Consider the following 25259-nt stretch of genomic DNA (forward strand, 5'->3'; position numbering starts at 1 on the left):
ATATATGCTTAAAACCATTCTCAAAGCTGCTTTTGTACTGGCGCTTGCGCTCGGCGGGGGCATATTCAGCGTCCATTTCATCCTCGACCGTTTCAACGGTTTTGGAGAATTGCAGGTTGGTGCCTGGACCGCATTTCCCGACGATGGGACGGCGAATGCCGATCCCTACTCGCGCGCCCGCGCCGCCCGCAAGGCCTATCTGGCGCTTGGCGCCGCAGAGGGGCTGCCCTTCTTTGCGCGCCGCGACAGCAGCGGACGCGACTTGCAACGCGGCTGCACCTATCGCCTGACCGGAGCCACGCCGCCAGCCCGTTTCTGGACGATCTATCCGGCCACGCCCAACCTCACTCCGATCAAGCCGCGTGACGGCCTGCAAGCAGCGCTTCATTCAAGAGAAGTCCTCTATGAAAGCGACGGCAGTGTTTCCATCACCATTGGGCCCGATGCCCGCCCCGGCAACTGGCTGCCGGTGGAAGGCCGTGGAGGCCTTATTCTCGTCATGACGCTTTACGACACGCCCGCCGCAAGCTCGTCGGGCCTGTCCGATCTCGTCATGCCTGTACTCGTGCGCACGGGGGACGACTGCCATGGGTAGGATCATCCGTCTCATCCTGCTCGGCCTCGTCGGCGCAGCCATCGTCCATATCTGTGTGCTGTTGCTGGTCCCGGTCTATTCCGACACGAATGCGTGGGCGCGTATCGAAAGCGCCACCACGCCCTATCGTTTCTTCGCTCTCGACGAGAACAAAGGCCCGGTCGGCGACAGCGACCCGCTGGTCAAGGAAGCGACCTGCCGTTTCGATCTGGCCGACGGGCCGGTTCATATGACCACGGCGGGCATTGTCCCCTACTGGTCCTTGTCGGTCTATGCGCCGAATGGCGACAATCTCTACAGCATCAACGATAACGTCTCCAATGAGCGCAAGCTTGATCTCATCATCGCCGATCCCGTCGGCATGGCGAGCCTCAAGGCGGACGGGTCGCAGATTGATGCGCAATCTCTGGCCGTCGAGCAGAACATTGGCGAAGGGGCTGCCGTGTTGCGTGTTTTCATGCCCGACGCGACCTGGAAGAAAGAGGTGCAACGCTTCTTCGATGACGCCCAGTGCGCGCCCTTCGAGGGCAGCTAAAGGCATCCAGATCTTCTGCGGCACGGTTAATGAGTTGCTAAGGCTTCATGCCTATTATCCGGTGTGCTGACCATTGCGGGGACCTTTGATGGCAGCGAGTGTATGCCTACCGGAGTATTCTGCGTGACAAATGATCAGTTCCGCGCCCTGGAGGAAATTTCAGGCAACCGGAGCCCGTCGAATTCAAAAGCGGGGAGCAAAGCGGACGACCTTCTGGCGGCCGCGATTTCTGCGTTCGCCGGTATCACGCGCCCCGGTCGTCAGGACATGCAACAGCTGGAAGATCTGGTCACGCCGCTTTTGCAGTGCGCGACCACGCGCGGCAAGCGTCACGCAGCCAATGCCCTTGCCCAGTTGGAAGAAGCCCCGCGCCGCATCATTCTCGCGCTTGCCGCCGAGCCGGTGGAAATCTCGGCCCCCATTCTCCTGCGTTCGCCGCTATTGCGTCCGGGCGACCTGATCGATCTCATCGGCCAGAACGGGCTTGCCCATGCCCGCGCCATTGCCCGCCGTCAGTCCGGCGATATTCTGCTGCAAGGCGTGTTGCGCAGCTTCGCCGATCCGGTGATCGACCGCACGCTGACGCTGCAGGACAATCTCGCGAATATCGAAGCCGAGCCGCTTGAAAAGCCGCAAATACCCGATCTGTCGGCAGCGAAAGCGCCGCTGATGAGCGGCGGCAGCTCGGAACGTCTCGCGCGCACGCTGCAACAGCCCTTCTTCAATGCGGGAACCTTGATCGGCTCTGACCGCCTGATCGAAACGGCGCTTTTGATCGACAGCCAGTTTTTCCGCAACGCGCTTGCCGATGCGCTCGACCTGTCGTTCGAGCGTGCTGACGCCGTCATCGGCAGATGGCCGGAGTCGCATCTGCCGATTGCTTTGAAGGCGCTTGGCCTCCCCGCCGCCGAATGCTTTCTGGTGATGACCGCTGTTCTGGGAACCATCGACACCGATCGCGACGGGCTGCGCGAATTCGTGCAAATCTACCGTTCCATCGATCGGGAAAAAGCCATGGCGCTGGTGCGCCGCTGGAAAGCCGAGGATATGTCGGCCATGCTGCGCAGTAAATTGCGTGAAATGGCTCATGATGATGAACCGCTGGCCGAGGCCGCCAACAGCGATGGACCGGCTGCGGATAGCAGGTTCGCCAAGTAAAGTTCAGAACGTCTCGCCGTCCTGCGCGATAGTGAAGAACAGAGACGCGTCGGTCACATCTTCCAGTTCGACCAGCCACAGGTCCGGATCAAAACGGATTTCCCGCTGCATCCTGTCGCCTGCCGCTATGTCGTCGGCATCGTGGAGAATGCGCAGAAACTTGCGCTCGCCATCATTGTCTTCTTCATAGGACGTCTGCGGCGCAGGCGAATAAAGATCGCATGTGCCGAAACGCGAACTGACCTTGATGAATATCGCGCCTGCTTCCGTCGAACCGCGCCGGGCGAGATAGGCAAAGCCACCCTCACCCTGCACTCGGCGGATCAATGCGGAAACCCAGAAATCCGATGTCAGTCGCATGGCCGCGTAACTACTTTTCTTTCGCATTATCCGACGCAAAACCGCTTCGCACTTTTGCTGGAAATGCTTCTAGCTGATGAGCCCGATTTCACGCATCTTGGCAATGAGCGTGGAATCGATTTCGCCTGTCTGGCGCATGCCGAACAGCTTCTGGAACTCGCGAATGGCTGATTCCGTCGCCTTGCCCGGCTGGCCATTGACCGGCACCATATCATTGCCGAAAGCCTTCAGCCCGGCCTGCACGCGGATGATATCCTGCGAAGAGATTTTCCCCGCCGGACCTGCCGGTGCGCCAGCCGGTTCGCTCTTCTGAACCGGCTTTTGATAGGCGGCAAGATCAGGCTTCGGCTTGGCCGGCGTCTCGCTTTTCAACACAGCCGGTTGTGCGGATAGTTGCGGGCGCGGCGTCGGCACAGCCACGACTTCGATAGCCTTGGCGACCTCATCCTGTTGCGCAGGCGCCGGGCTTTCGACCTGCGCCGGAACGCTGGCCTGCTGCACGCCCAGTTTCTGCTGCAAGGCGCGCCAGCGATCCACAGCCTCGCGGGTCTGCGGGCCGGTAAAGCCATCCACCGGGCCTTTATAGACGCCAAGCATGGAAAGACGCTGTTGCAGACGGGCAATCTCCAGATCGGCATTCGGCGCAAGCGCAGGCAGCATATCGTCGGTGGCCGTGACCGGCATGCGATCTGCCGAAAGGTCGGCATCGCTCACGCCCTGCGTGGTCGTCTTGCCCGTTGCCTGCGGGTCAGCCGTTGCCGTTTCTACTGGCTTTGTTTCCTGCTGACTGGCGGCGGCGGTGCCGGGCAGAACGGCGCGTGGCGTCGGCTTGAAAACGAAATCAGGTCTCGTACGGAAGAACACGGCATTATGCGCCTCCGGCTGATACCAGAGCGCATTGGCCGACACGAAACTCATTACCACGAGAAAGGCCGTCGCTCCGCCGGTCAGAACCGGATTGCGCACGACAAAGTCACCGGCAACGATCGCCAGTGCCGAGGCCGAGTTGAAGAAGAATTGGAGGAGCCGTGTCCCCAGACTACGCTGTTTTGCGGGTCTGCGTGTGGAGCGGTTCTGCGATCCGCTCTGGGTTCTGCTCCCGGTCTTCGTCGTTCTGCCAGTCATTGCGCCTTTCTCCCTGGTGACGGTGCATATCGATCACCGTGCCAAGTTCCTGTTGTTCGTCATCTCCCGCGAGATATTGCGGACCTGTCACCGGAAGACGGACGGTCACAACCGTGCCTTCGCCGGGACAGCTCTTGAGGTTCATCGATCCCTGATGCAATTCCACGAGGCCCTTGACCACGGATAGTCCAAGGCCACTTCCTTCCTGAGCGCGCGTATAGCTGTTATCGGCGCGCACAAAAGGCATGCCGATGCGCTGCAAATCTTCCGGCTCGATACCGATGCCGGTGTCCGAAACGCTGATTTCCAGCATAGCGCGACCGTCAGCCACCACACGGGCGGCGTCAATGGTGACGCAACCGCCGGTCTCGGTGAACTTCACGGCATTGGCCGCCAGATTGAGCAGGATCTGCTGCACCGCGCGACGGTCGGCCATCAGTTCGCCAACGCCGTTGCCGACGCGATGGCAGAAGGCAACGCCCTTCTTTTCCGCCTGCGGCAGCATGACCGAGGTGCACATTTCGGCCACGTCGCGGAAGGCAAAGTTCTGCGGCGCAATCCCGTAAGTGCCGGTTTCCAGCCGCGAATTGTCGAGAACCGCATTCACCAACTCCAGCAGATAATGCCCCGACTGATGGATCAGGCCCGCATATTCGCGCTGCTTTTCATTGGCGAGCTGACCACCCACCCCATGCGACAGCATGTCGGAGAAACCGATGATGGAATTGAGCGGCGTGCGCAGTTCGTGGCTGACCGAGGCGAGCAGACGGCCCTTGCCGACGCGCTCCGATTCCAGCTCCGCCTTCAAGGTTGCGATTTCATCCAGAAGCTTTTGTTCGCCTTCCAGCGACCGACCGACCAGCGTGATTACGCCAGCGGCAGTCAGCCCTTCCAGACGATAGGCACGGAAAACCGGGCTTCCAGCTTCGATGGAGCGCAGACGGATATCGACACGTTTCGATGCAATCCCCGAACGCAGATCGGCCAGAAGCGAGAGATATTGCACGCGGTCGGCAACATGGACGCGGTCGACCAGAGCGGTCGTTTCCAGCATTTTTGGCTGCATGCCGAGAAGCTTTGCGGTCTTGTCGCCGACCGATGCGATGACGCCTTCTGCATCCAGTACGAACTGCACGTCGCCCTCGGCAATAGCAACCTGCGGCATGGCGGTTTCATTGTTCTGTGGCTTGACGGCCAGACCCACGCTGCGCGCGACAAGGCTTGCCGCATAAAGAACCAGCACTGTGACGGAGGCCAGCGAACCACCGGCAATCACGCCGCCGTTTGTCATCGCAAAAGCGCCGACAATGGCAAGTGCTGCAACAGCGCCAGCAATTGCGGCAGCAGGCTTGCGGCTGACAAGCCAGATTTCCAGCGGCAAGGCAGCCGCCATCAGCCACAGAGCGGCATCGCTACTGGAGACCATGCCAATGGCGGCAAGTCCCGCGCCATAGGCGACAAAATTCAATGTTCCGAGGAGAGCGGCGCTCAATCCCATCAGTGAGAGAGCGCAGAAAATCATCGCCATACCGGCGAAGCTGGCGGCGAGAATGGCAAATTCAGTCGGCCCGGATGCGAGACCGGAAGCCAGAACGGCAGCAACAAGCAGCAGCGGCACAACAACGACCGAACCGACAACACGCATAGCCGTCGCGTCGGGCGTGTTCACCCAGCGGCGGCAAAAACGTTCGTAAAAACGGCCGAGCGTCTGCACACCAGTGCGAACGGTCTTAGCTGCTTTCAAAAGAATGGCGTTCAACGTGCGCTACTCACTCAAACTCATACACATACTCATCCGCCCGAAACATTCGGAAAAGAACATTCCCGGCGATCTTCAGATTGCAGGTGAGGCTTTAAGGAAACGATAAAACGAGGCCCATGAATGCAGATAAGCATCGCGGGAGCCGTGCTTTTCGACCTATGGTAAACAGAGGGTAGCGATTGCTTGTACGAAAGCGCGAAGATTGCACAATCTTCCGCCTACCACTGCGCACATCACAGAATTGCGAATCGCGCGGTTACGGAATCTTTTCGATTTCATCGGACATTGGCGACATCGTTCGATTAGCTGAAGGCGAGCAACAGCAACAAGGCCATGATCCGTTTCCTCATCAAATCCGCTATCTGGCTGTCGCTGGCATTCATTGTAATGCCGCGCTTTTTCCCAGCGGAACAGGAAAACAAAAGTGCCGAAAAGCCCGCTGCCATCGCTGAGACGCGTGGCGAGCCGAGTACCGTGGATCAGCTTTTGGCCAATGGCAAAACGGCGATTGAGATCGGCAAACTCTGCATGAACAATCCGAGTTTCTGCGAGAATGGCACGTCGATGATTTCAAGTGCGGGCAGCGGTTTGCTCAAGGGCAGCGGCCAGATGCTCGATTATCTGAGCCAGCGTTTCGGCAACAAAAGCGAAACGCCTGCTGACCCGCAACCCGTAGCCGTCGCTGAAAAACCCGAAACGACAGTCTCCGAAATCCTGTCCGAGCAAGCCGCTCCTCAAACAAGCGGTTTGATCAATATCCCGATCCCGACCTCTCGTGCGGCAGCCTTGCGGGCACTGGATCGCCGGACGACTGGCGCGATCCCTGCAAAACACTGATCTTTCCCGTGACCTTACCACCATTCATGACTATATAAGCGGCACAACACCCCAAAGACGGCATTTCAGGCGAGTATCATGACGACCACAATCGATAGCATCATGTCCGACTTCGAATTTCTCGACGACTGGGAAGATCGCTATCGCTATGTCATCGATCTCGGCAAGGAACTGTCGCCCTATCCAGATGACGCGCGCGATGCAGAACATAAGGTTCAGGGCTGCGTCAGTCAGGTCTGGCTCAAGACCATGCCGCATAGCGGCGCAGATCCGGTGATCGAATTTCTGGGCGATTCCGATGCGCATATCGTGCGTGGTCTGGTCGCCATCGTTCTGGCGCTCTATTCCGGCAAACGCGCCTCGGAAATTCTCGCCATCGAGCCGGAAAGTGTGCTGAAAACGCTTGGCCTTGACGAGCATCTGACCCCACAGCGCTCAAACGGTCTGCGCGCCATGGTCGCCCGCATCCGCCGTGAAGCGGAAGCGGCCAAGCTCTCAGCCTAGTACCTTTTCCACCGACAGAGCAGCTGCAAGCAGGTTTTTGTCGGTGTCGCCGCGTGCGGTCAGCATCAGGCCTGTCGGCAGCTTCATGTCCGGCATAGGCAGCGTGATGCTGCACAGATCGAACTGATTGCCGACCTGCGTATCGCGTAGCGTCAGACCTTCCACACGATCATATTCGTCCTCGTCGTGACTGACCGAAGCAATCGTCGGCGCGACAATCGGTGTGGCGGGCGTGGCGAATGCATCGAAGCCATTCAACCGCTCATCCATCTCGCGGATCAGCTGATTTCGGGTTTCCACCATGGCGCGATAGGTTTCATCCGGCACGTGCAGGCGCACCGATAGCGGGCGCTTCACCCGCAGATCGACATTGGCGTCGGGGTCGCGCAGCCAAGTGTCGGCATGAATGCGGCTGGCCTCGATGCCGACAATCGACCCGGAGCTGCTTGCCTCTCGCCAGCGCTGGATCAAATCGTCCAGCATGATATCGACAAGCTTTACGCCTGCCTTTTCAAGCACCGCCAGCGACGCCCCGAAATGCGCAGCCACATCCGGCTCCATGGCGTCCAGCAAATAGCCCCTCGGCACGGCGATCCGCAGGCTGGAAAGCGGCACCGCATCCGGCAGAATCGGTGTTTCGCCCGCCATCACGGCATCGGTCAAAATGGCATCCGCCACCGTCCTGGTGAGCGGCCCAATGGAATCAAGCGAAGGCGCCAGCGGAAAAGCGCCATCCAACGGAATGCGCCGCGCCGTCGGCTTGAAACCGACAATGCCGTTCAGCGCCGCGGGAATGCGCACCGAACCGCCCGTATCCGACCCGATGGCGATTTCGCTGGTGCCTTCCGCTGCCGAGACCGCTGCGCCCGACGACGACCCACCCGGAATGCGCGTCGGATCGACGGCATTGCCCGGCTCCCCATAATGCGGGTTGAGACCGACTGGCGTGAAAGCAAATTCAGTCATATGCGTCTTGCCGACGATCACCGCTCCCGCCTCGCGCAGCCGCTGCACGATGGTCGCATCCTGGACCGCAGGTGCGGCTGTGCGCCGAACCACAGACCCGGCCAGCGTCGGTTCGCCCGCGACATCGAAGAGATCCTTGATCGAGACAATGCGGCCATCCAGCGGACCAAGGGCCTGCCCTGCTCCAAGCCGTGCATCAGCGGCATCTGCTTCCGCCCGCGCCCGCTCCGCATAAACCTTGCTGAAAACACGCTCATGATCGCGGCGGGCCTCAAGCCGCGTCAGAATAGTTTCCAGCCGATCCCGGACATTCGACGACATGCAAATTCTCCCCAATTTCCCCGCCCGGTCACACCGGCTTTTCCCTTGCGATAAGGTGGTGTTCGGTCACTGTCAATCGGGGGTATCTGGCCCCGCCTGAAATGACCGTGCGGCAAAACAGTCGCGGATTGCGGGCAGCGCTTCCCTCCCCGTTTGCGTGGTTGGACCACTGGTCGGATAGGCCAGCACCAGACGCTGGCGCAGCGTTTCATCCTCAATCGGCAGGCACACGACTTTTCGTCCATCATGGCTGAAATCGTGGCCGGGCCGCGTGAAAAGCAGCGACACGCCGAGACCATTCGCCACCATGCCGCGCACCATCTCCACCGAGGTGGTCCGCAGCACGATATTCGGCGACAGACCCTGCTGCCAAAATGGCACCAGCAGAAATTCGCGGCTGAGCGGCAGATCGACAAGAATGAACGGATAGCGCGCCAGTTCCGCCAGCGTCACGCTCTGCTTCGCGGCCAATGGATTGTCCGGCGGAACGACCGCATGCGGTGCGTAAGACAGCATGGTTTCCCATGTGACTGTCTCCGGCAGACCGACATCATAGGTAATGCCGAGATCGACAATGCCTTTTTCCAGCGCCCGCGCCATGCCTTCCAGATCGAACTCGCGCAGCTTCACGCGCATATCGGGAAACGCCTGTTTCAAATGGCCCAATATGCCCGGAACACAGACCGGCCCCAGCGTGCTGAAATAACCGAGCGTCAACCGTGCCGCACCCTCACCCTTGCCCGATAGAGCAAAATCTTCCGCGCCAGCCAGAAGCAGCCGCGCCTCTTGCAGCTTGCGACTGCCGAAAGGCGTCAGCTCCAGCCCCTAGCCTGCCGCCGCTCGAAAAGCGGTTGCCCCAGATCATGTTCCAGATCGCGGATTGCCGCCGATATGGAGGGCTGCGAAACATTGAGCTTTTCGGCAGCGCCCGTTGCGCTGCCAGCCTCGGCGGCAGTGACGAAATAGTGGAGTTGACGAAGCGATATCATTAGAGGATTTTCCTATAATGACTGCTCGATTTCAATTCTTTTTCCGATACTGAACTGCGTTTAGCCTCCCCTTAAATTAAACAATAAGGGGATACGAACATGTTCAACGAAAGGGCGCCGTGCCTCGACGGGATTCGCGTTTTGGATTTCACGCGCGTTCTGGCCGGGCCGTTTTGTACGGCCTTGCTTGGCGATCTGGGCGCGGAAGTCATCAAGATCGAAAGTCCGGAAGGCGACGATTACCGGCACATCACGCCGGGCACAACCGACGGCGGTGGGCTGTTCCTGCTGATGAACCGCAACAAGAAGAGCATCTCCATTGATCTGCGCAAGGAACGCGGGCGGGATATTGTCCGCCAACTGGCAAAGAATACCGATATCATCGTGGAGAATTTTCGCCCCGGCGTGATGGACCGGCTGGGGCTCGGGTTTGCCGAGCTTGCCAAAAACAATCCGCGCCTCATCCATGTGGCGATTTCCGGCTTCGGCCAGCAAAGCCCGATGGGCAATCTGCCTGCATATGATCTCGTCGTGCAGGCGGTAACCGGCTTCATGGATATTTCCGGCGAACCGGATGGCCCGCCGATGATGACCGGCGAATCCGTTGCCGATCTGACCGCCGGGCTTTTTGCGTCCTGGTCGGCGCTGGCCGCACTTCTTGCCCGCGAACGAACCGGCAAGGGCCAGTTTGTCGATGTCGCCATGTATGATTGCCTGTTCAATCTTCTGCCTGCGGCGCTGACCCAGCAGCTTTATGGCAGCAAATCGCCGAAGCGGGTCGGGAATCGCCATCCTTTGAGCGCGCCATTCGGTGTCTTTGCGGCAGCGGACGGCTATCTGACGATTGCCGTTTTGAGTTCGAAGCAATTTGCCGGTCTGGCCGAAGCTTTGGGCGAACCCCAGCTTGCGACCGACGAACGCTTTGCCACGGCAACCGCACGCAACGAAAACCATGCCGAGCTGAAGGCCATCATCGAAGCATGGAGCACGGCAATGGGTGTCGAACAGGTGATCGACGCCTTGCAGGCCCATGACGTGCCCTGCTCGCCGGTGCTTTCTGTCTCCGATGCAACCGCCAGCGAACAGGTGCGCGCGCGTGGTCTCCTGCCGGAAGTCACGTCCGCCAGCGGCCCGGTGCGCGTTCTGCGCCAGCCGGCCAAGTTTTCCGGCATGGATTGCCCCGCCCCGACACCGCCACCCGCACTGGGCGCGCATGCCACCGACATATTGCAGGAAAAACTGGAACTTACTGCCGACGATATCGAAAGCCTCGTGCGCGACGGCGTGTTGCACGGCCTGACATTGCAACCGCAGCAGCTTCTGAAGGAACCCAACCATGACGCATGATTGCCTGCTGACCGACGAACAACGGATGATCCGTGACAGTGCGCGCAGCTTCGCCCGTGAAAAACTGGCCCCAACCGCAGCCATGCGCGACCGTGAGCACCATTATTTTCCGCGCACCGAAATGCAGGAACTGGGAGAGCTGGGTTTTCTCGGCATGCTGGTTTCCGAGGAATGGGGCGGCGTTGCAACCGACCATCTGAGCTATGTTCTGGCGCTGGAAGAAATCGCCGCCGCCGATGGCAGCATCGGCGCGATGATGGCGCTGCACAATGGTCTCATTTCGACTCCCTTGCGCGTACATGGGAGCGATCGGCAGAAGGAACTTTATCTGCGTCCGCTGGCGGAAGGTCGCTTCAACGGTGCTTTTGGCCTGACCGAACCGGAAGCAGGGTCCAATGCCTTTGCGATCCGTACCAAGGCGGTCCGGGTCGATGGCGGCTTTCGCCTCACCGGCGCAAAACAGTTCATGTCGAATGGCAAATCCGCCGATATCGCCATCATATTTGCGGCAACCGAGAGCGATGACCCGCGCCGCCGCATCACCGCGTTTCTGGTCTCCCCGACCGCGCCCGGTTATGTCTGCGTTCGCATCGAAGACAAGCTCGGCCTTGCGGCCTCGGAAACCTGTCAGGTGCAGCTTGACGATGTCTTCGTTGCCGACGACCATGTGCTGGGTGAAGTCGGCGGCGGCTATGCTCTGGCGATGAGCACGCTGGAACTCGGACGCCTTGGCATCGCGGCGCAGTCGCTTGGGCTGGCGCAGGCGGCCTTCGACCATGCCCATGCCTATGCGCTGGAACGGCAGACATTCGGCAAAGCCATCATCGAACATCAGGCAGTCGGTTTCCGGCTGGCAGAAATGCACACGCAAATCGAAGTGGCGCGCAGCTATCTGCATTATGTCGCAAGGCTGCGTGATGCAGGTCAGCCCTGCAAGACGGAAGCCGCCATGGCGAAACTGTTTGCCTCCGAGATTGCTGAAAAAGTCGCCTCTGAAGCGATCCAGGTGCACGGCGGCTATGGTTATCTCAAGGATTTCGCCGTCGAACGCATTTATCGCGATGCCCGGATCTGCCGCATCTACGAGGGAACCAGCGATATTCAAAAGCTGATTATCGCTGGGTCCCTCGCAAAGAAAGGCAAGGCCGTTTGACTGCCGAGTGCGGCCTCAACGCATCTGGGGCCGCGCTGCGGGGCGGTAGTCATCCGCCCCCCAATGCAGCACCACGCCCCGGCGACGATCACTGTCACGTGGCGGATTATAGTGCCGGTGCAGCATGGCGAGGCCCGCTTTCAGCATGACCTTGGCGGAACGCACCGGCCATTGACGCTCGCGCTCCACCCGCTCCAGCCCTTTCAGGAAACAGCAAACATCGACCAGCACGCGGCTTAATTCCGGCCCGACCGCCTCCAGCGCCCGCTCCACCCGCATTCGGCTCGCAAGTGCGATGTCGGTCAGTTCCGCCATGCCGCCTGCCCCACCGCGCCCGCCGCCGCCAACGCTGATATCCCAGCGCGACGTGATCGACGGCATCAGCGAACCCCGCGTGAAATCCGCCCGCAAGCGTTCTCCTGCGTGGAACTCATCCTCCGAAATGAAGGCATTGCCGTCAGGACCTTTACGGCGATAGAGCATGGCCAGCGGCGATTCCGCCAGATTGACCTCGACCTTCTCCCCCGATGCCAGTTCAATCAGCGCCGTCACCCGCCCGCCGCCATGATCTGGCTCAGGCGGCGCGATTTTGGTCGATTGCGTGCGCCTACGCCCATTACCGGAGAGCGCCAGCTTCTGACCGTCCATCCGCAGCAAACCTTCGCCGCACATGGCGGCGACTTCATCGCGGGCAACCGCAATCGTCCCCTGCTCGCCAACCAGCAGCATATGCGAATCGCGAACCGAATCCTGCATTTCGCAAGCACCTGTTTTGAGGAACCGCATCACGCGCATTTCGGACGTCGAGATCTGTGTGGTCATGCCGCCATCCTCCAGGTTGAAAAAGCCGAATTCACGATGCGCTCAAAGGCGGTCACGATGGCGTCGAAATCGACATCATCGCGCATATCTTCCACGAGATGGCAGGCATGCATCACCGTTGTGCGATCCCGCGCAAAGCCGGTGGCCACCTCCCGCATGGCCAGACCGAAGGACGTATGCGCCACATACATGCCGATCTGCCTGACCCGCGCCACATTGCGCCTGCACCGGGTTGGCGCACGCAGTTCCTTGCCATCCACACCGAACGACGCCACGAGGAGATCAATCAGCGTTTCGCACAATTGGACGCTGTATTCCTGCCGCTTTCGATCTGGCAATCCCTCAACGGGGTCGAGAAGAAGGGGCCTCCCATGTCGTGCCGCGATCAACCGCAAAGCATCAAAAGCATCTGCCCGCGTATGAATGACATCCGTTAGTTCCAAAGACATTCATCTTCCCTCATCTGAATAGGAATATCTTCTTATAATGAGAAAATTGCAAGGGAGGATAAGTTTGCGGGATAAAGTTTGGAGTGTCCGGCACCGCGTTGGAGGATGACGCTTCTGGCGCTTTGGCTTGAGCCACCTGACCGCCCACCCCAAGGGTTTCTCTAACTATTTGCTTTAGAGAGCGTTTTTCAACAGCCATCCGCAAGATCGGCGACACCGAGAGTAAACCGACCGTCCCTCCGCCCGTCAAACAGATTCACAGATTTTAGGAATATTATCCACACCATACAGAAATCGCCGATCCTGTTTGTATCGACAAACGAGGACAAGGCGTATGAAAACAGCGCTGGAACAGGCCCGCAGAATCTTTCTCGCCGAACGGGAGCAAGACCGGATGAGCGCCATGCAGCGCGTGGCCCTGCAAATCGTGGCGGGAATCGATATCGACTGGCTGGTGCAGGCATCGGAGACGGAAAAGCAGCAAGCAGCGCGCCGCCTCACGCGACTGATCGAACGCGAACGCCTCAAGGGCACCAGTGGTCACTGGAGTTATGATCTCAACCGCCACATTGCCTTAAAACAGGCGCTCGACAGGTTGGAAGGCAAAGCCGATCGTGATGTTGCTGCACATATACGCGGCCCGCGAAAGAGTTATAGTCAACGCCGACGCATTCGAACGACCGCGCCTGATAGCAATCACAAGCAAAAGCCCATCTCGATATAAAACAATCTTTGTCGCGTCCAAATCGAAAGCTCAAATACGAGAAGCACAGTGCTAAAACACAAAGAGCGCGCCCGGGCCTGCTCATGGCAGGTCAGGGCACGCTCCATATTTTTGCTTCAGGCACATTAATATCCGAAAACCGCTTCACGGTCTTCGCGATGCGCCGTCAGGATCGCTGATTAAGCGCCCTTCGGCTTGCGGCCGAGGCCCATCTTCTTTGCCAGACGCGAACGAGCGGCAGCATAGTTCGGAGCAACCATCGGGTAGTTAGGATCGAGATCCCACTTTTCGCGGTACTGTTCCGGGGTCATGTTGTAATGGGTCATCAGGTGACGCTTGAGCGACTTGAACTTCTTGCCGTCTTCGAGGCAGATGATGTAGTCGTCATGAACCGACTTCTTCGGATTGACGGCTGGCTTCGGCTTTTCAACAACAACCGGCGCTTCTTCACGTTCCACGTGACGCTTGAAAGCGGCATGAACATCAGCAATCAACAGCGGCAGCTCGCCCGCACGAATCGAATTATTGCCAACATAAGCAGCGACAACATCCGCGGTCAGGCTCAGAAGCAGTTCTGCGCTTTCGTCGTGCGTATCCAGATTTTCCATCGGTTTTCCTTTTTTTACTTCTTATGTTTTTGTTTTTCCGCAACTTTCGGCATCGATGACACATCTGAAGTCGGGATTGCGTATCTCAGAACTCTACCTAGCTCTTTTATGACCGCACTTAACAACTATCATGATCTTTTGCAATAGAATTGTTGTGCGAAACTACATTAATAATAGCCTATTATTCTTTAAGCCACAAATAAAAAGAACGAAAACAAAGCCTTTTCATGGAAATAGCACCCCGGCAATCTCACTGGCACAATCATGGCGCGCATCGTTTATTGACGATAAAGCAACCGCATATAGTTTTTCAGCAAGGCTCGCATAATTTGCATGACCAAGTTTAGCAACCGTTTTTGCTTTAAGCTATGATCTGGCCTCGCGAAACAAACACATTTTGCTGATTGCAGCACTGCCTCTAAAATCGGGCGCGAAAAAGGCATAGCTTAAATATATTTCATTGAAATCAACTCGCTTTCGACCGTGCCTGAAACTATATATGCCTCAATATCCGCCTTTCCAAAGGGTCGTTAAAGCGATCCGCAACAATTTGAAACAATGTTCATCGGATTTCAGAATGCCTCATAACGCTCGCCCGCCACAGCCTCCGCACGCCCCGAAACATCCGCATAGCGACACCCGCCACGGCATCACCCGCACCGACGATTACGCCTGGCTTCGTGCGGAAAACTGGCAGGACGTCTTCAAGGACCCGTCGGTTCTTTCCCCGGAAATACGCAAACATCTCGATGCCGAGAACGCCTATCAGGCAAGCCTGATGCAGAACACGGAAGCCCTGCAGAAAGAGCTTTTCGCGGAGATGCGCGGCCGCATCAAGGAAGATGATTCGTCGGTTCCGTTGAAGGATGGCCCCTATGCTTACGGCGTTTCATACCGCACCGGCGGCGAGCAGCCCTATTTCATCCGCACGCCGCGCGACGGCGGTGCCGAAACAATCCTGCTCGACGGCGACAAGGAAGGCGAAGGCAAGGCCTATTTCCGTCTTGCTTCGGCAGACCATGCCCCCAATCACAATCTGTTGATCTGGGGCTATGACGACAAGGGATCGGAATTCTACAAGCTGAAGGTTCGCGATCTCACGACCATGGCGGAACTTTCGGACATCGTCACCGATACCAATGGTGGCGGCACGTGGGATGCGGAAAGCAAAGGCTTTTTCTATACACGGCTTGATGAAAACCATCGCCCATCGAAAGTATTCTATCACCGCATCGGCACCGACCAGTCCGAAGACCGACTGATCTTTGAAGAACAGGACGCTGGCTTCTTCCTCGGCGTCGGCGGCTCCGCGCTGGACGACTATATCTTCATCGATATTCACGACCACGAAACATCGGAATGCTGGCTGCTGCCCGCCAATGATCCGGCGGCCAAGCCGGAACTGATCATGGCGCGCAAAAGCGGCACGGAATACGACATTGCGCCGGGCGGCGATGAATTTTTCATTCTGACCAATGCCGATGGCGCGAAGGATTTCAAGATCTGCAAAGCGCCAGCCAGCGCGCCGCAGCCGGAAAACTGGGTGGATGTGGTGACGGAAAAGCCGGGCCGCCTGATCCTGTCCCACTCTGCCTACAAGCATCACCTCGTCTGGATCGAGCGGGACAACGGCCTGCCGCGCATCGTCATTCGGGATCGCAAGAGCGGCGAAGAACATGCCATTGCCTTTGACGAGGAAGCCTATTCGCTCGGCCTGCATGGCAGCGCCGAATACGACACCGAGGTCATCCGCTTCTCCTATTCGTCGATGACGACGCCGGAACAGCTCTTCGATTACAATATGCGCACCCGCGAGCGGACGCTTCTGAAGACGCAGGAAGTGCCGTCCGGCCATGATATCGACGATTATGTGACGCGCCGCATCCTTGCGCCCGCAGCCGATGGCGAGCTGGTGCCGGTCTCGATCCTTTATCACAAGGATACCAGGCTGGACGGTTCGGCTCCGTGCCTGCTCTACGGCTATGGCTCCTATGGCATCACCATTCCGGCAAGCTTCAGCACATCGCGCCTGTCGCTGGTGGATCGCGGCTTCGTCTACGCCATTGCGCATATTCGCGGCGGCAAGGACAAGGGCTTTGCCTGGTATGAAAACGGCAAGCGCGACAAGAAGACGAACACTTTTACCGACTTCATCGCCGCCGCCAAGCATTTGGTCAGCGAAGGTTTCACCAGTCATGACCGCATCGTCGCCCATGGCGGCTCCGCTGGCGGCATGTTGATGGGCGCGGTCGCCAATCTCGCGCCGGAAGCCTTTGGCGGGATTATCGCGGAAGTGCCGTTTGTCGACGTGCTGAACACCATGCTCGACGATACGCTGCCACTCACCCCGCCGGAATGGCCGGAATGGGGTAACCCGATTGCCTCGGAAGCGGATTATCGCACCATCGCCGCCTATTCGCCTTATGACAATGTGACGGCGCAAGCCTATCCGGCCATTCTGGCTGTTGCAGGCCTGACAGACCCGCGCGTCACCTATTGGGAACCGGCGAAATGGGTTGCCAAGCTGCGCGAGTTGAAAACCGATGACCACCCGGTGCTGTTCCGCATCAATATGGATGCCGGCCATGCGGGCGCTTCGGGCCGTTTTTCGCGGCTGGAAGAAGTCGCCTATACGCAGGCTTTCGCGCTGAAAGTCGTGGGCAAGGTTACAGGCTTCGAAGGTTGATACACGATCACGCTCCAGGGGGTTTATCTCGCTGGAGCAAATGAAAAGCAGCTACACGTTTGACAATCAACGCCCTATACTATCGCAGATTGAATGTCGTCATGGAGATTGCATCATGAAAACCGGATGCGTGACTTTTCTGGCGAGCTTGGCATTGGCGCTTCCAGCCCTTGTGCCCGCCACCACGGGCGCGAATGCGCAAGTGCGGAAAGACGTGAGCGAATATGCGGGACGGCGCTGCAGCGCGCCGCCAAAGGGCAGCGGCATTATTTTCGGTCAGTTCAGCGGTGTGGACGATTCCCCCATGGTCAGCATGGACGGCATCGTTCCAGTCGATCGCATGCGCTGCTTCACCAACCTGTCCGAGTGCAAAGGCTGGCTCTATACCATGCAGAGCAAATATACCAATGCCGGTCCGGCAACAGTTGCCCGCTGCATCAAGCGATAAACGCCGCCCAAAAAACTGCAATTTTTGGCAGCACCATAAAATGGCAATATCATTGTCGGACGATAAGCGCGGGGCCGCATAAGGGGAACGAGAAGAACACTATCGGGGGGCTGAAATCGATTTGGGAGGATCGACTATGCAGCAGGCGAGCTATGTTCATGGCGCGAGTGACCGGCTTCTGATCGGCGATACGATTGGCAATCATCTCGACCGCATCGCCCGGCAATATCCCGACCGGGCAGCAGTGGTCGTCCGTCACCAGAATATCCGCCTGACATATGCAGAATTGAACGCTCGCGTTGACGCCCTTGCAGAAGGGCTCCTCGCCATTGGCCTGCGCCCCGGCGAACGGGTCGGCATCTGGTCGCCAAACAATCTGGAATGGATATTGACCCAGTTTGCCACGGCGAAAGCGGGCCTGATCCTCGTCAATATCAATCCGGCCTATCGGACGCATGAATTGGAATATGTGCTTGCCAAGGTCGAATGTTCGGCGCTGATCCTCGCGCCATCGCTCAAGACCAGCAATTATCTGGATATATTGCGCTCTATCGTGCCGGAAATCGATAGCGCGCGGCCTGGCCATCTCGTGGCGGAACGGCTGCCTGCCCTGCGCTGTGTGATCCGGCTTGGCGAAGAACAGACCGCTGGCATGATGAATTTCGATGCGGTTGCCGTCGCAGGCGATGAGGCCGCGCGCGACGAACTGCGCCGGCTGTCGGAGGAGCTGCAATTCGACGATCCGATCAATATCCAGTTTACCAGCGGCACCACGGGCAGTCCCAAGGGTGCAACCCTCTCCCACCACAATATTCTCAATAACGGCTTTTTCGTCGGCGAAGCCATGCGCCTCACCGAACAGGACCGGCTGTGCATTCCCGTACCATTCTACCACTGCTTCGGCATGGTGCTCGGCAATCTGGCCTGCATGACCCATGCCGCCTGCATGGTGATCCCGAATGACAGTTTCGATCCGCTTCTGACATTGCAGACGGTGCAGGATGAACAATGCACCGGACTGCATGGTGTGCCGACCATGTTCATCGCCATGCTGGATCATCCCGAGTTCGCAACCTTTGATCTTCAGAGCTTGCGCACCGGCATCATGGCCGGATCGCCGTGCCCGGTCGAAATCATGCGCCGGGTGATCAGCGAAATGCACCAGAGCGAAATCACCATCGCTTACGGCATGACCGAAACGAGCCCCGTCAGTTTTCAAAGCTCGACCAACGACCCGCTGGAAAGGCGCGTTTCAACCGTTGGCCGCATCCATCCGCATCTGGAAGTCAAGATTGTCGATGCAGATGGCCGGATTGTTCCACGCGGCGAAAAGGGCGAGTTGCTGACGCGAGGCTATAGCGTCATGCGCGGTTACTGGAACGATCCGCAAAGCTCGGCGGGCGCTGTCGATGATGCGGGCTGGATGCATACCGGCGACCTCGCCACCATCGATGCGGAGGGCTATTGCAACATTGTCGGGCGCATCAAGGACCTGATCATTCGCGGCGGCGAGAACATCTATCCCCGCGAGATCGAAGAGTTCCTGTTCACCCACCCGGCGATCAGCGATGTGCAGATTTTCGGTATTCCCGACCGCCGGTTTGGCGAGGTTATCTGCGCCTGGGTCAAGCTCAGTCAGGACGGACGCCTGAACGAAGCGGAACTGGTCAGCTTCTGCCAGCAGCGGATCGCCCATTATAAAATCCCGGCGCATATCCGCTTTGTCGATCAATTCCCCATGACCGTTACCGGGAAAATCCAGAAATTCGTCATGCGGCAAACCATGATCGAAGAACTCGAATTGGAAGAAATCAAAACCGCCTAAACCTGTTATTGCGTCTTATAGCCATTGGCATGCGGTGGAATGGCTTTCAGATAGGCTGCGATTGCAGCGCGGTCGGCCTCGGTCAGATGCGCCATATTGGACACCACGTCCGTCATCGATCCCCCAAGCGAATCGAAGTCGGGCGTGAAGCCGCTTTGCAGCGCATAGGCGATATCGTTTTCGCTCCAATCGCCAATACCGCCCTCGCCGGTGGTGATATTCGGAACCACGCTCTTCTTACCGTCGCTGCCGGTTTCCGCCGATAGCGCGCCCGCCAGCCATTGGCTGGTTTGCAGCCCGCCAATCAGATTGCGCGGGGTGTGGCACTCGCCGCAATGACCGAGCGCTTCGGTCAGATATTGTCCGCGCGTCACGAGGTCGGATGCATCGGCAATATCCACGGCGGGCGCATCCGACAGGTAAAGATGCTTCCAGATGCCGAGGCTGCGGCGAATATTGAAGGGAAATCCAAGCTTGTGGGGTGCTGCGACATTATCCGATGGCGGCAATGTCTTCATAAACGCGTAGAGGTCGGCCACATCCTGCGGCTCCATTCGGGTGTAGGATGTGTAGGGAAAGGACGGGTAGAGATGCTCGCCCTGCTTTCCGACGCCTTTGAGCATGGCATTGGCGAAATCCTGAATGGTCCAGGTGCCGATGCCCTGTTCGGACGGCGAAATATTGGGCACGACGAAGGTGCCGAAATCCGAGACCAGCTCATACCCGCCAGCAAGCACCTTGCGCGCATCGCCTGCAGCGCCCGGCGCCGCATGGCAAGAGGCGCAACCGCCCGCCCAGAAAACCTGTTCACCCCGCACCGCATCGCCGGGCTTCATGGAAGCCAGAACGGCGCTATCCACTTTTTGCGGCGTGGTCAGAATCCAGAAGGCGGCAGCGCCAATGACAAGCACAGCGCCCGCGGCATATGCCAGTTTGCGGACCATCCTACCCATTCCATTGTGGCAGTTTCGGTATCAAACGAAACTGCCGGTCTTGCAAAGCTGATCAGTTTTTCTTGACGCGATAGGCCTGATGGCAGGAACCGCAATTGGCAGCGACCTGCTGAAATGCCGTTTTCAGCGCATCTACATCCTGCGGCTTGGCAGCCAGAGCAGCGGCTGCATCGGTGCGGAATTTTTCGACATGCTTGACGAAATCGTCCTTGTTTTCCCAGATTTTCGGCGAAGCTTCGGTGTCGCCCTGATCTGACCCCGCCGGGAACAGCGTATCGACATCGAGCTTTTTGGCGTCGGCGTCAATTTTCTCAAGCGCCGCCAGAACCGCCGCTGCATCGAACGGCTTTTCGCCTTTGACCACCGGCGCGATCTGGCCAACCGAACGGCCCAGATCCTTCATGATGGCCTGACGATCAGCAATCGCATCGGCCTGTGCCAACCCGATACTGGCGACGAGCACTGCCGCAGAACCAAGTGCAGGAAAAAACAAGCGCATGTAGTCCTCCGCATTTCATTGAACAAAACCGATCTATTGGCAAAATATCCGATACAATCTCTGCCATTGCAACGATCGTTCCCAACATATCACCATCAAGAAAAGTAAAACGCGCACATTACAGAGGTTTATACAATTCCTTCACGATAACGTGAAAAACATGATAGAATTAGTACTGTTTAATTTGAGCATTTTACTGGACAGCTCAATAAGAAGAAAAAAGCCTCGCCATTCCGAATGCATACAAAAAAAGCCCCGCATGGACGGGGCTTTTTCCCATAACATCAATGGGTTGGCATTATGCCTGTTCGTACATTTCCAGCACGTAATCCCAGTTGATCAGGCTGTCGACGAAAGCTTCGAGATATTTCGGACGCAGGTTGCGATAATCGACATAGTAGGAGTGTTCCCACACGTCGACGCCGAGGATTGGCTTTGCGCCATGAACCAGCGGGTTTTCGCCATTCGGCGTCTTGGAGATTTCCAGCTTGCCGTCCTTGACCGAGAGCCATGCCCAGCCCGAACCGAATTGGCCGACGCCAGCAGCGATGAAATCTTCGCGGAACTTGGCGAAGCCGCCGAGATCGGATTCGATTGCCTTTTCAAGCTTGCCTGGCAGCTTGTTGCCGCCGCCGCCCTTCTTCATCCACTTCCAGAAATGGATGTGGTTGTAATGCTGGCCGGCATTGTTGAAGAGGCCCTGATTCTTGCCGTAGCTTTCCTTGACGATGTCTTCCAGGCTCTTGCCTTCGAGGCCGGAACCTTCAAGCAGCTTGTTGCCGTTGGTGACATAAGCCTGATGGTGCTTGTCGTGGTGGAGTTCAAGCGTCTCGCGCGACATGAAAGGCGCAAGTGCTTCATAGTCATATGGAAGGGCGGGCAGTTCGAAAGCCATTGGAAACTCTCCTCTTTATCTCTCAACGCGCGGCGGGCAATGGGGTTGCCTACCCGAAAAATTGCGTGCGGACTCTACATAGGCCCCAACCGCGTGAGCGGCAATGAAATATTATTGAAATCACAGTAGGATGAACCCCATTCAGGATTTCCGCATCGCCGCATCGATAAAGGGGTAACCGTGTCCGGTACAATTAGTTCCTATGTCTTCGACGCCTATGGCACATTGTTCGATGTCCATTCGGCGGTGCGGCGGCATGCGGACAAGGCCGGGCCCGACGGGCGCGCCTTTTCGGAACTGTGGCGCGCCAAGCAGCTTGAATATTCATGGGTGCTGAGCCTGATGGGCGCTTACAGCGACTTCTGGAAGCTGACGGAAGAGTCGCTGGATTTCGCCTTTGCGCGCTATCCTTCCGTCGATCCGTCGCTGCGCAACGACCTGCTCGACGCCTATTGGAAACTCGATTGTTATCCGGAAGTCCCCGCAGCGCTCAAAAATCTTAAGGATCGCGGCGCACGACTGGCCATCCTGTCGAACGGCTCGCCTGCCATGCTGGAAGCCGCCGTGAAATCGGCGGCCCTCGACGTTCTTCTCGATGATGTCATTTCGGTCGATGCCGTGCGCAAATACAAGACCTCGCCTTCGGCCTATGAGCTGATCACCATGCAATGGCGGCTTTATCCGTCCGCGATCTCCTTCCAGTCGTCCAATCGCTGGGATGTGGCGGGCGCGGTCAAGTTCGGCATGCGCGGCGTGTGGATCAATCGTTCGGGCCAACCGGACGAGTATAAAGCGTTCGCGCCTGCCCTGATTTTGCCGAGTCTCCAGCTTCTTGGCTGACACGCCAAGCGGCGAAAAAGAATATTTCACTAAAATTTGAATTACCGGGCTTCTTCCAAATAGGCTGATTGCCCGCAAAATTGTGTCGTGAGCGCAACACGCGTGCAACGGGGGGCTTTTCGCCACTTTTAGGCCCTATTCACACCGGCTCGGCGCCACAATTCTAGGGCGTTTTCCGGTCAGTCAAATCTTCAGGCTTCGGGAAACACTTACCCGAGTCCGTGCCTTCCACCCACGGCGCCTCTACCATATCTGGTTTGGTCGCACTTCGTTAACCCTGATTGTTGTATTCGTAACCCTCCCGTCACTAGTCTGGTTTTCTTATGCAAACGACCCTCACCCGCCGCTCTTTCCTGACGGCAATGACTGCCACTGCGGCTGCCGGTCTCGCCGGTTGCGCCCAGTTGGGACAGAATGTTCCTATCATCGATGTCGATGCGTCCGGCAACCCGATCAACAGAACGCCGCAGGCCAATGTGGATTCGTCCTTTGGCGGCTGGGAGCAGATGTATGCTTCCGTCAACGATGGCGGCTTCCAGCTTCCGGCGATCCCGATCCAGAAGATGGACAAGCGTTATCTGCGTCAGGTCGTACAGGACCCGACCGGCGAAATGCCCGGCACGCTGGTCATCGATACCTCCAACCGCTTCTGCTATCTCGTGCTCGATAATGGTCAGGCGCTGCGCTATGGCGTCGGCATCGGTCGAGAAGGCTTTGCATGGTCCGGTCGCGCTGTGATCCAGTACAAGCGCCAGTGGCCGCGCTGGACGCCGCCGGATGAAATGGTCGCCCGTCAGCCGGAACTGGTCCAGTACAGCGCTGCCAATGGCGGCATGGCTCCGGGCCTTAAGAACCCGCTTGGCGCGCGTGCGCTCTACATCTTCCAGGACGGCAAGGACACGCTCTATCGCCTGCACGGCAATCCGGAATGGTGGTCGATCGGCAAAGCGGTTTCGTCGGGCTGCGTGCGCTTCCTCAATCAGGATATCATCGATCTTTACGATCGCGTGCCGCCGAAGTCTCAGATCCTGGTGATGTGAGTTAAGGGAGTAGGGGAGTAAGGGAATAGGGCAGTATGTTTTTGCCGCCTGAAAATCTTATCCCTTACTCCCTTATTCCCCTATTCCCTTACTTCTTGAAACTGCCGAGAATGCCGCGCACCAATGCGCGACCCAGCGAATTGCCGACCGTACGCACGACGGACTTCATGGCTGTTTCCGCAACGGTCTGACGACCTGAGCGCTTGCCCGTGCCCAATGCCGTGCCGAGGAGGTCGCCAAGTATTCCGCCGCCACCTTCTTCCTCCTGCTTGGCTTTCTGTTGCTCGACCGTCGCGTTCTGCGCCTTGCGCGCCAGCATCTCGAATGCTGAATCGCGATCAACAACCGTATCGTACTGACCCGAGACCGGGCTTGCGGCGATGATCCTGGCGCGTTCTTCCGACGTCAGCGGGCCGATGCGCGACGATGGCGGGCGGATCAGGGTGCGCTGCACCATGGACGGCACGCCCTTGGCCTGCAAGGTCGAGACCAGCGCCTCGCCCGTCGCCAGATTGGTGATTGCATCGAAGGTCTTGAAATCCGGATTGGGACGGAACGTATCGGCGGCGGTTTTCACCGCATTGGTCTCGCGCGGCGTATAGGCGCGCAACGCATGCTGCACGCGGTTGCCGAGCTGCGCCAGAACCGTTTCCGGCACGTCGAGCGGGTTCTGCGTCACGAAATAGACGCCGACGCCCTTGGAACGGATCAGACGCACGACCTGTTCGACACGGTCGACCAGCGCTTTCGGCGCTTCATCGAACAGAAGATGCGCCTCGTCGAAGAAAAAGACCAGCCTTGGCTTGTCCGGGTCGCCCACTTCCGGCAGCGCTTCAAACAGTTCCGACATCAGCCAGAGTAGAAACGTCGAATAAAGGCGCGGGCTCATCATCAGCTTGTCGGCGGCAAGCACGCTGACCACGCCGCGCCCGTCCGTCGTCGTGCGCATCAGGTCGGCAATGGTCAAAGCCGGTTCGCCGAAGAATTTGGCCCCGCCCTGCTGTTCAAGCACCAGCAGCGAACGCTGCACCGCGCCGACCGACGCCTTGTTGACGTTGCCATATTTTCCGGAAAGCTCGGCGGAACGATCCGCCATTTCCTTGAGGATCGCCTGAAGATCCTTGAGGTCAAGCAGCAGAAGGCCTTCTTCGTCCGAGAGGCGGAAAGCGATATTCAACACGCCTTCCTGCGCTTCCGTGAGATTCATCAGGCGCGACAGCAGCAGCGGCCCCATTTCGGAAATGGTGGCGCGAACCGGGTGTCCCTGCTCGCCGAAAATATCCCAGAAAATGACCGGCGATGCGCGCAGCTCGTAAGGCTTGAGCTTGATTTCCTCGGCCCGCTTGTTCAGGCCGTCATTTGCAACGCCGATAGCGGCAATGCCCGACAGATCGCCCTTGATATCGGCACAGAAGACCGGCACCCCGGCGGCGGAAAAGCTTTCCGCCAACACCTGCAAGGTCACGGTCTTACCCGTACCCGTCGCGCCGGTGACCAGACCGTGCCTGTTGCCATATTTCAGCGCCAGATATTCCGGCTGCTGGTAGGAATCGTCGGGCTTGCGGCTTGCGCCAAGGAAAATTGCATCGTCAGCAGTCATCAGGCGATTTGCTCCTCATTTCGACCGGCACATCCACAGCGCAGTTTTTTCAGATATAACTGCCGCATCGTCATGCGACAACGATAAAGCCCATGCTCCACAGAGAGAACCGGTTTTGCTGTCACAAAAGCTGAAAAATTTCCCTATATTTTTGATCCGGACAAGCTTGCAAAGCGATAGCGAGAATGCATATTACGTAAACGTAAGATTTTTGGGAG

General features: G+C 58.1%; 25 protein-coding genes and 1 pseudogene. 13 read left to right on the forward strand and 13 right to left on the reverse strand.

All coding sequences use genetic code 11. From position 1 onward, the window contains the following. Positions 1-4 precede the first annotated feature (4 nt). The 3 genes from QLQ11_RS05230 (at position 5) to QLQ11_RS05240 (ending at position 2288) form a co-directional block, all read left to right on the forward strand. Positions 5-595 carry a DUF1214 domain-containing protein gene (locus QLQ11_RS05230; protein WP_121535507.1) on the forward strand — a complete coding sequence of 197 codons (591 nt, stop codon included), beginning with the start codon at positions 5-7 and terminating at the stop codon, positions 593-595. After that, positions 588-1130, forward strand: a complete 543-nt coding sequence (locus QLQ11_RS05235; protein WP_121535504.1) for a hypothetical protein — start codon at positions 588-590, stop codon at positions 1128-1130. The genes QLQ11_RS05230 and QLQ11_RS05235 overlap by 8 nt, the downstream gene beginning before the upstream one ends. A 123-nt stretch (positions 1131-1253) precedes the next feature. Continuing rightward, positions 1254-2288 (forward strand): DUF2336 domain-containing protein, encoded by a 1035-nt coding sequence (locus QLQ11_RS05240; RefSeq protein ID WP_121535501.1) that lies wholly within the window; start codon positions 1254-1256, stop codon positions 2286-2288. A 3-nt stretch (positions 2289-2291) separates the two neighbouring features. Here the strand turns inward: QLQ11_RS05240 and QLQ11_RS05245 are convergent, their stop codons facing one another. From QLQ11_RS05245 to QLQ11_RS05255, 3 genes are all read right to left on the reverse strand, one after another. Next, a complete protein-coding gene (locus tag QLQ11_RS05245; protein ID WP_121535498.1) occupies positions 2292-2648 on the reverse strand; it encodes a DUF1491 family protein in 357 nt (118 codons plus the stop codon). Between the two features lie 69 nt (positions 2649-2717). Beyond that, complete coding sequence (locus tag QLQ11_RS05250; protein WP_121535495.1) at positions 2718-3773, reverse strand: peptidoglycan-binding protein; 1056 nt, start codon at positions 3771-3773, stop codon at positions 2718-2720. After that, positions 3688-5532, reverse strand: coding sequence for a HAMP domain-containing sensor histidine kinase (locus tag QLQ11_RS05255; RefSeq protein WP_121535492.1), 1845 nt, complete (start codon positions 5530-5532; stop codon positions 3688-3690). The genes QLQ11_RS05250 and QLQ11_RS05255 overlap by 86 nt, the downstream gene beginning before the upstream one ends. 336 nt (positions 5533-5868) lie before the next feature. Here QLQ11_RS05255 and QLQ11_RS05260 point away from each other — a divergent pair, with 336 nt between their 5' ends. Then, the gene (locus QLQ11_RS05260) at positions 5869-6372 is read left to right on the forward strand and encodes a hypothetical protein (protein ID WP_121535489.1); all 504 of its coding nucleotides are present in this window, start codon (positions 5869-5871) and stop codon (positions 6370-6372) included. Between the two features lie 78 nt (positions 6373-6450). Next, on the forward strand, positions 6451-6876 hold the full coding sequence (locus QLQ11_RS05265) for a SufE family protein (RefSeq protein ID WP_078340179.1): 426 nt from the start codon (positions 6451-6453) through the stop codon (positions 6874-6876). Here the strand turns inward: QLQ11_RS05265 and QLQ11_RS05270 are convergent. The 3 genes from QLQ11_RS05270 to QLQ11_RS05280 all read right to left on the reverse strand — a co-directional run bounded on the left by QLQ11_RS05270 (position 6868) and on the right by QLQ11_RS05280 (position 9152). After that, positions 6868-8163, reverse strand: coding sequence for an amidase (locus QLQ11_RS05270; protein ID WP_121535486.1), 1296 nt, complete (start codon positions 8161-8163; stop codon positions 6868-6870). The two genes, QLQ11_RS05265 and QLQ11_RS05270, sit on opposite strands and share 9 nt — an antisense overlap. A gap of 72 nt (positions 8164-8235) precedes the next feature. Further along, positions 8236-8985, reverse strand: a complete 750-nt coding sequence (locus QLQ11_RS05275) for a LysR substrate-binding domain-containing protein (protein ID WP_371835945.1) — start codon at positions 8983-8985, stop codon at positions 8236-8238. Continuing rightward, complete coding sequence (locus tag QLQ11_RS05280; RefSeq protein ID WP_371835931.1) at positions 8976-9152, reverse strand: LysR family transcriptional regulator; 177 nt, start codon at positions 9150-9152, stop codon at positions 8976-8978. Before QLQ11_RS05280 ends, QLQ11_RS05275 begins: the two co-directional genes overlap by 10 nt. 99 nt (positions 9153-9251) lie before the next feature. Here QLQ11_RS05280 and QLQ11_RS05285 point away from each other — a divergent pair, with 99 nt between their 5' ends. Both QLQ11_RS05285 and QLQ11_RS05290 read left to right on the forward strand, forming a co-directional pair. Further along, on the forward strand, positions 9252-10499 hold the full coding sequence (locus QLQ11_RS05285; protein WP_121535480.1) for a CaiB/BaiF CoA-transferase family protein: 1248 nt from the start codon (positions 9252-9254) through the stop codon (positions 10497-10499). Beyond that, complete coding sequence (locus QLQ11_RS05290) at positions 10489-11652, forward strand: acyl-CoA dehydrogenase family protein (protein ID WP_121535477.1); 1164 nt, start codon at positions 10489-10491, stop codon at positions 11650-11652. Before QLQ11_RS05285 ends, QLQ11_RS05290 begins: the two co-directional genes overlap by 11 nt. 15 nt (positions 11653-11667) lie before the next feature. Here QLQ11_RS05290 and QLQ11_RS05295 read toward each other — a convergent pair whose 3' ends face one another. After that, entirely contained in the window at positions 11668-12474 is an 807-nt protein-coding gene (locus tag QLQ11_RS05295; protein ID WP_283736102.1) for a DUF6456 domain-containing protein, read from the reverse strand. Continuing rightward, complete coding sequence (locus QLQ11_RS05300; protein WP_121536280.1) at positions 12471-12917, reverse strand: helix-turn-helix domain-containing protein; 447 nt, start codon at positions 12915-12917, stop codon at positions 12471-12473. The genes QLQ11_RS05295 and QLQ11_RS05300 overlap by 4 nt, the downstream gene beginning before the upstream one ends. Before the next feature lie 340 nt (positions 12918-13257). On the opposite strand from QLQ11_RS05300, the pseudogene QLQ11_RS05305 reads away from it, so the two are divergent. Continuing rightward, positions 13258-13539 (forward strand): annotated as a pseudogene (locus QLQ11_RS05305) (cytoplasmic protein); the annotation flags it as partial. 287 nt (positions 13540-13826) lie between these two features. On the opposite strand, the gene QLQ11_RS05310 reads toward QLQ11_RS05305, so the two are convergent. Beyond that, positions 13827-14255, reverse strand: coding sequence for a MucR family transcriptional regulator (locus tag QLQ11_RS05310; RefSeq protein WP_109368585.1), 429 nt, complete (start codon positions 14253-14255; stop codon positions 13827-13829). A 577-nt stretch (positions 14256-14832) separates the two neighbouring features. On the opposite strand from QLQ11_RS05310, the gene QLQ11_RS05315 reads away from it, so the two are divergent. From QLQ11_RS05315 to QLQ11_RS05325, 3 genes are all read left to right on the forward strand, one after another. Further along, positions 14833-16941: a S9 family peptidase gene (locus tag QLQ11_RS05315; RefSeq protein ID WP_283736101.1), complete on the forward strand. Its 2109-nt coding sequence runs from the start codon at positions 14833-14835 to the stop codon at positions 16939-16941. Between the two features lie 115 nt (positions 16942-17056). Continuing rightward, positions 17057-17389 carry a metallophosphoesterase gene (locus QLQ11_RS05320; protein ID WP_121535468.1) on the forward strand — a complete coding sequence of 111 codons (333 nt, stop codon included), beginning with the start codon at positions 17057-17059 and terminating at the stop codon, positions 17387-17389. 136 nt (positions 17390-17525) lie between these two features. Continuing rightward, positions 17526-19214: an AMP-binding protein gene (locus QLQ11_RS05325; RefSeq protein WP_121535465.1), complete on the forward strand. Its 1689-nt coding sequence runs from the start codon at positions 17526-17528 to the stop codon at positions 19212-19214. A gap of 5 nt (positions 19215-19219) precedes the next feature. On the opposite strand, the gene QLQ11_RS05330 is transcribed toward QLQ11_RS05325, so the two are convergent. The 3 genes from QLQ11_RS05330 to QLQ11_RS05340 all read right to left on the reverse strand — a co-directional run bounded on the left by QLQ11_RS05330 (position 19220) and on the right by QLQ11_RS05340 (position 21561). Further along, positions 19220-20158 (reverse strand): cytochrome c, encoded by a 939-nt coding sequence (locus QLQ11_RS05330; RefSeq protein ID WP_121535462.1) that lies wholly within the window; start codon positions 20156-20158, stop codon positions 19220-19222. A 61-nt stretch (positions 20159-20219) separates the two neighbouring features. Then, positions 20220-20666 (reverse strand): cytochrome c, encoded by a 447-nt coding sequence (locus QLQ11_RS05335; RefSeq protein WP_109368580.1) that lies wholly within the window; start codon positions 20664-20666, stop codon positions 20220-20222. A gap of 298 nt (positions 20667-20964) precedes the next feature. Beyond that, positions 20965-21561: a superoxide dismutase gene (locus tag QLQ11_RS05340; RefSeq protein ID WP_121535459.1), complete on the reverse strand. Its 597-nt coding sequence runs from the start codon at positions 21559-21561 to the stop codon at positions 20965-20967. Positions 21562-21741: 180 nt separating this feature from the next. Between QLQ11_RS05340 and QLQ11_RS05345 the strand changes: the two genes are divergently transcribed. Continuing rightward, positions 21742-22401 (forward strand): haloacid dehalogenase type II, encoded by a 660-nt coding sequence (locus QLQ11_RS05345; protein ID WP_235858862.1) that lies wholly within the window; start codon positions 21742-21744, stop codon positions 22399-22401. Positions 22402-22724: 323 nt separating this feature from the next. Continuing rightward, positions 22725-23441, forward strand: a complete 717-nt coding sequence (locus tag QLQ11_RS05350) for a L,D-transpeptidase (RefSeq protein WP_109368578.1) — start codon at positions 22725-22727, stop codon at positions 23439-23441. Between the two features lie 88 nt (positions 23442-23529). On the opposite strand, the gene QLQ11_RS05355 is transcribed toward QLQ11_RS05350, so the two are convergent. After that, entirely contained in the window at positions 23530-25041 is a 1512-nt protein-coding gene (locus QLQ11_RS05355) for a helicase HerA-like C-terminal domain-containing protein (protein ID WP_121535456.1), read from the reverse strand. Positions 25042-25259: the final 218 nt, after the last annotated feature.

The organism is Ochrobactrum sp. SSR (assembly GCF_030067775.1).
In the GTDB taxonomy this organism is placed as follows: Bacteria; Pseudomonadota; Alphaproteobacteria; order Rhizobiales; family Rhizobiaceae; genus Brucella; species Brucella teleogrylli.

Coding starts and splice junctions, on each gene's coding strand:
- QLQ11_RS05230 (WP_121535507.1), top strand. CDS start 5: ATGCTTAAAACCATTCTCAAAGCTGCTTTTGTACTGGCGCTTGCGCTC.
- QLQ11_RS05235 (WP_121535504.1), top strand. CDS start 588: ATGGGTAGGATCATCCGTCTCATCCTGCTCGGCCTCGTCGGCGCAGCC.
- QLQ11_RS05245 (WP_121535498.1), bottom strand. CDS start 2,648: ATGCGACTGACATCGGATTTCTGGGTTTCCGCATTGATCCGCCGAGTG.
- QLQ11_RS05250 (WP_121535495.1), bottom strand. CDS start 3,773: ATGACTGGCAGAACGACGAAGACCGGGAGCAGAACCCAGAGCGGATCG.
- QLQ11_RS05260 (WP_121535489.1), top strand. CDS start 5,869: ATGATCCGTTTCCTCATCAAATCCGCTATCTGGCTGTCGCTGGCATTC.
- QLQ11_RS05265 (WP_078340179.1), top strand. CDS start 6,451: ATGACGACCACAATCGATAGCATCATGTCCGACTTCGAATTTCTCGAC.
- QLQ11_RS05270 (WP_121535486.1), bottom strand. CDS start 8,163: ATGTCGTCGAATGTCCGGGATCGGCTGGAAACTATTCTGACGCGGCTT.
- QLQ11_RS05280 (WP_371835931.1), bottom strand. CDS start 9,152: ATGATATCGCTTCGTCAACTCCACTATTTCGTCACTGCCGCCGAGGCT.
- QLQ11_RS05285 (WP_121535480.1), top strand. CDS start 9,252: ATGTTCAACGAAAGGGCGCCGTGCCTCGACGGGATTCGCGTTTTGGAT.
- QLQ11_RS05290 (WP_121535477.1), top strand. CDS start 10,489: ATGACGCATGATTGCCTGCTGACCGACGAACAACGGATGATCCGTGAC.
- QLQ11_RS05295 (WP_283736102.1), bottom strand. CDS start 12,474: ATGACCACACAGATCTCGACGTCCGAAATGCGCGTGATGCGGTTCCTC.
- QLQ11_RS05310 (WP_109368585.1), bottom strand. CDS start 14,255: ATGGAAAATCTGGATACGCACGACGAAAGCGCAGAACTGCTTCTGAGC.
- QLQ11_RS05315 (WP_283736101.1), top strand. CDS start 14,833: ATGCCTCATAACGCTCGCCCGCCACAGCCTCCGCACGCCCCGAAACAT.
- QLQ11_RS05320 (WP_121535468.1), top strand. CDS start 17,057: ATGAAAACCGGATGCGTGACTTTTCTGGCGAGCTTGGCATTGGCGCTT.
- QLQ11_RS05325 (WP_121535465.1), top strand. CDS start 17,526: ATGCAGCAGGCGAGCTATGTTCATGGCGCGAGTGACCGGCTTCTGATC.
- QLQ11_RS05330 (WP_121535462.1), bottom strand. CDS start 20,158: ATGGTCCGCAAACTGGCATATGCCGCGGGCGCTGTGCTTGTCATTGGC.
- QLQ11_RS05335 (WP_109368580.1), bottom strand. CDS start 20,666: ATGCGCTTGTTTTTTCCTGCACTTGGTTCTGCGGCAGTGCTCGTCGCC.
- QLQ11_RS05340 (WP_121535459.1), bottom strand. CDS start 21,561: ATGGCTTTCGAACTGCCCGCCCTTCCATATGACTATGAAGCACTTGCG.
- QLQ11_RS05350 (WP_109368578.1), top strand. CDS start 22,725: ATGCAAACGACCCTCACCCGCCGCTCTTTCCTGACGGCAATGACTGCC.
- QLQ11_RS05355 (WP_121535456.1), bottom strand. CDS start 25,041: ATGACTGCTGACGATGCAATTTTCCTTGGCGCAAGCCGCAAGCCCGAC.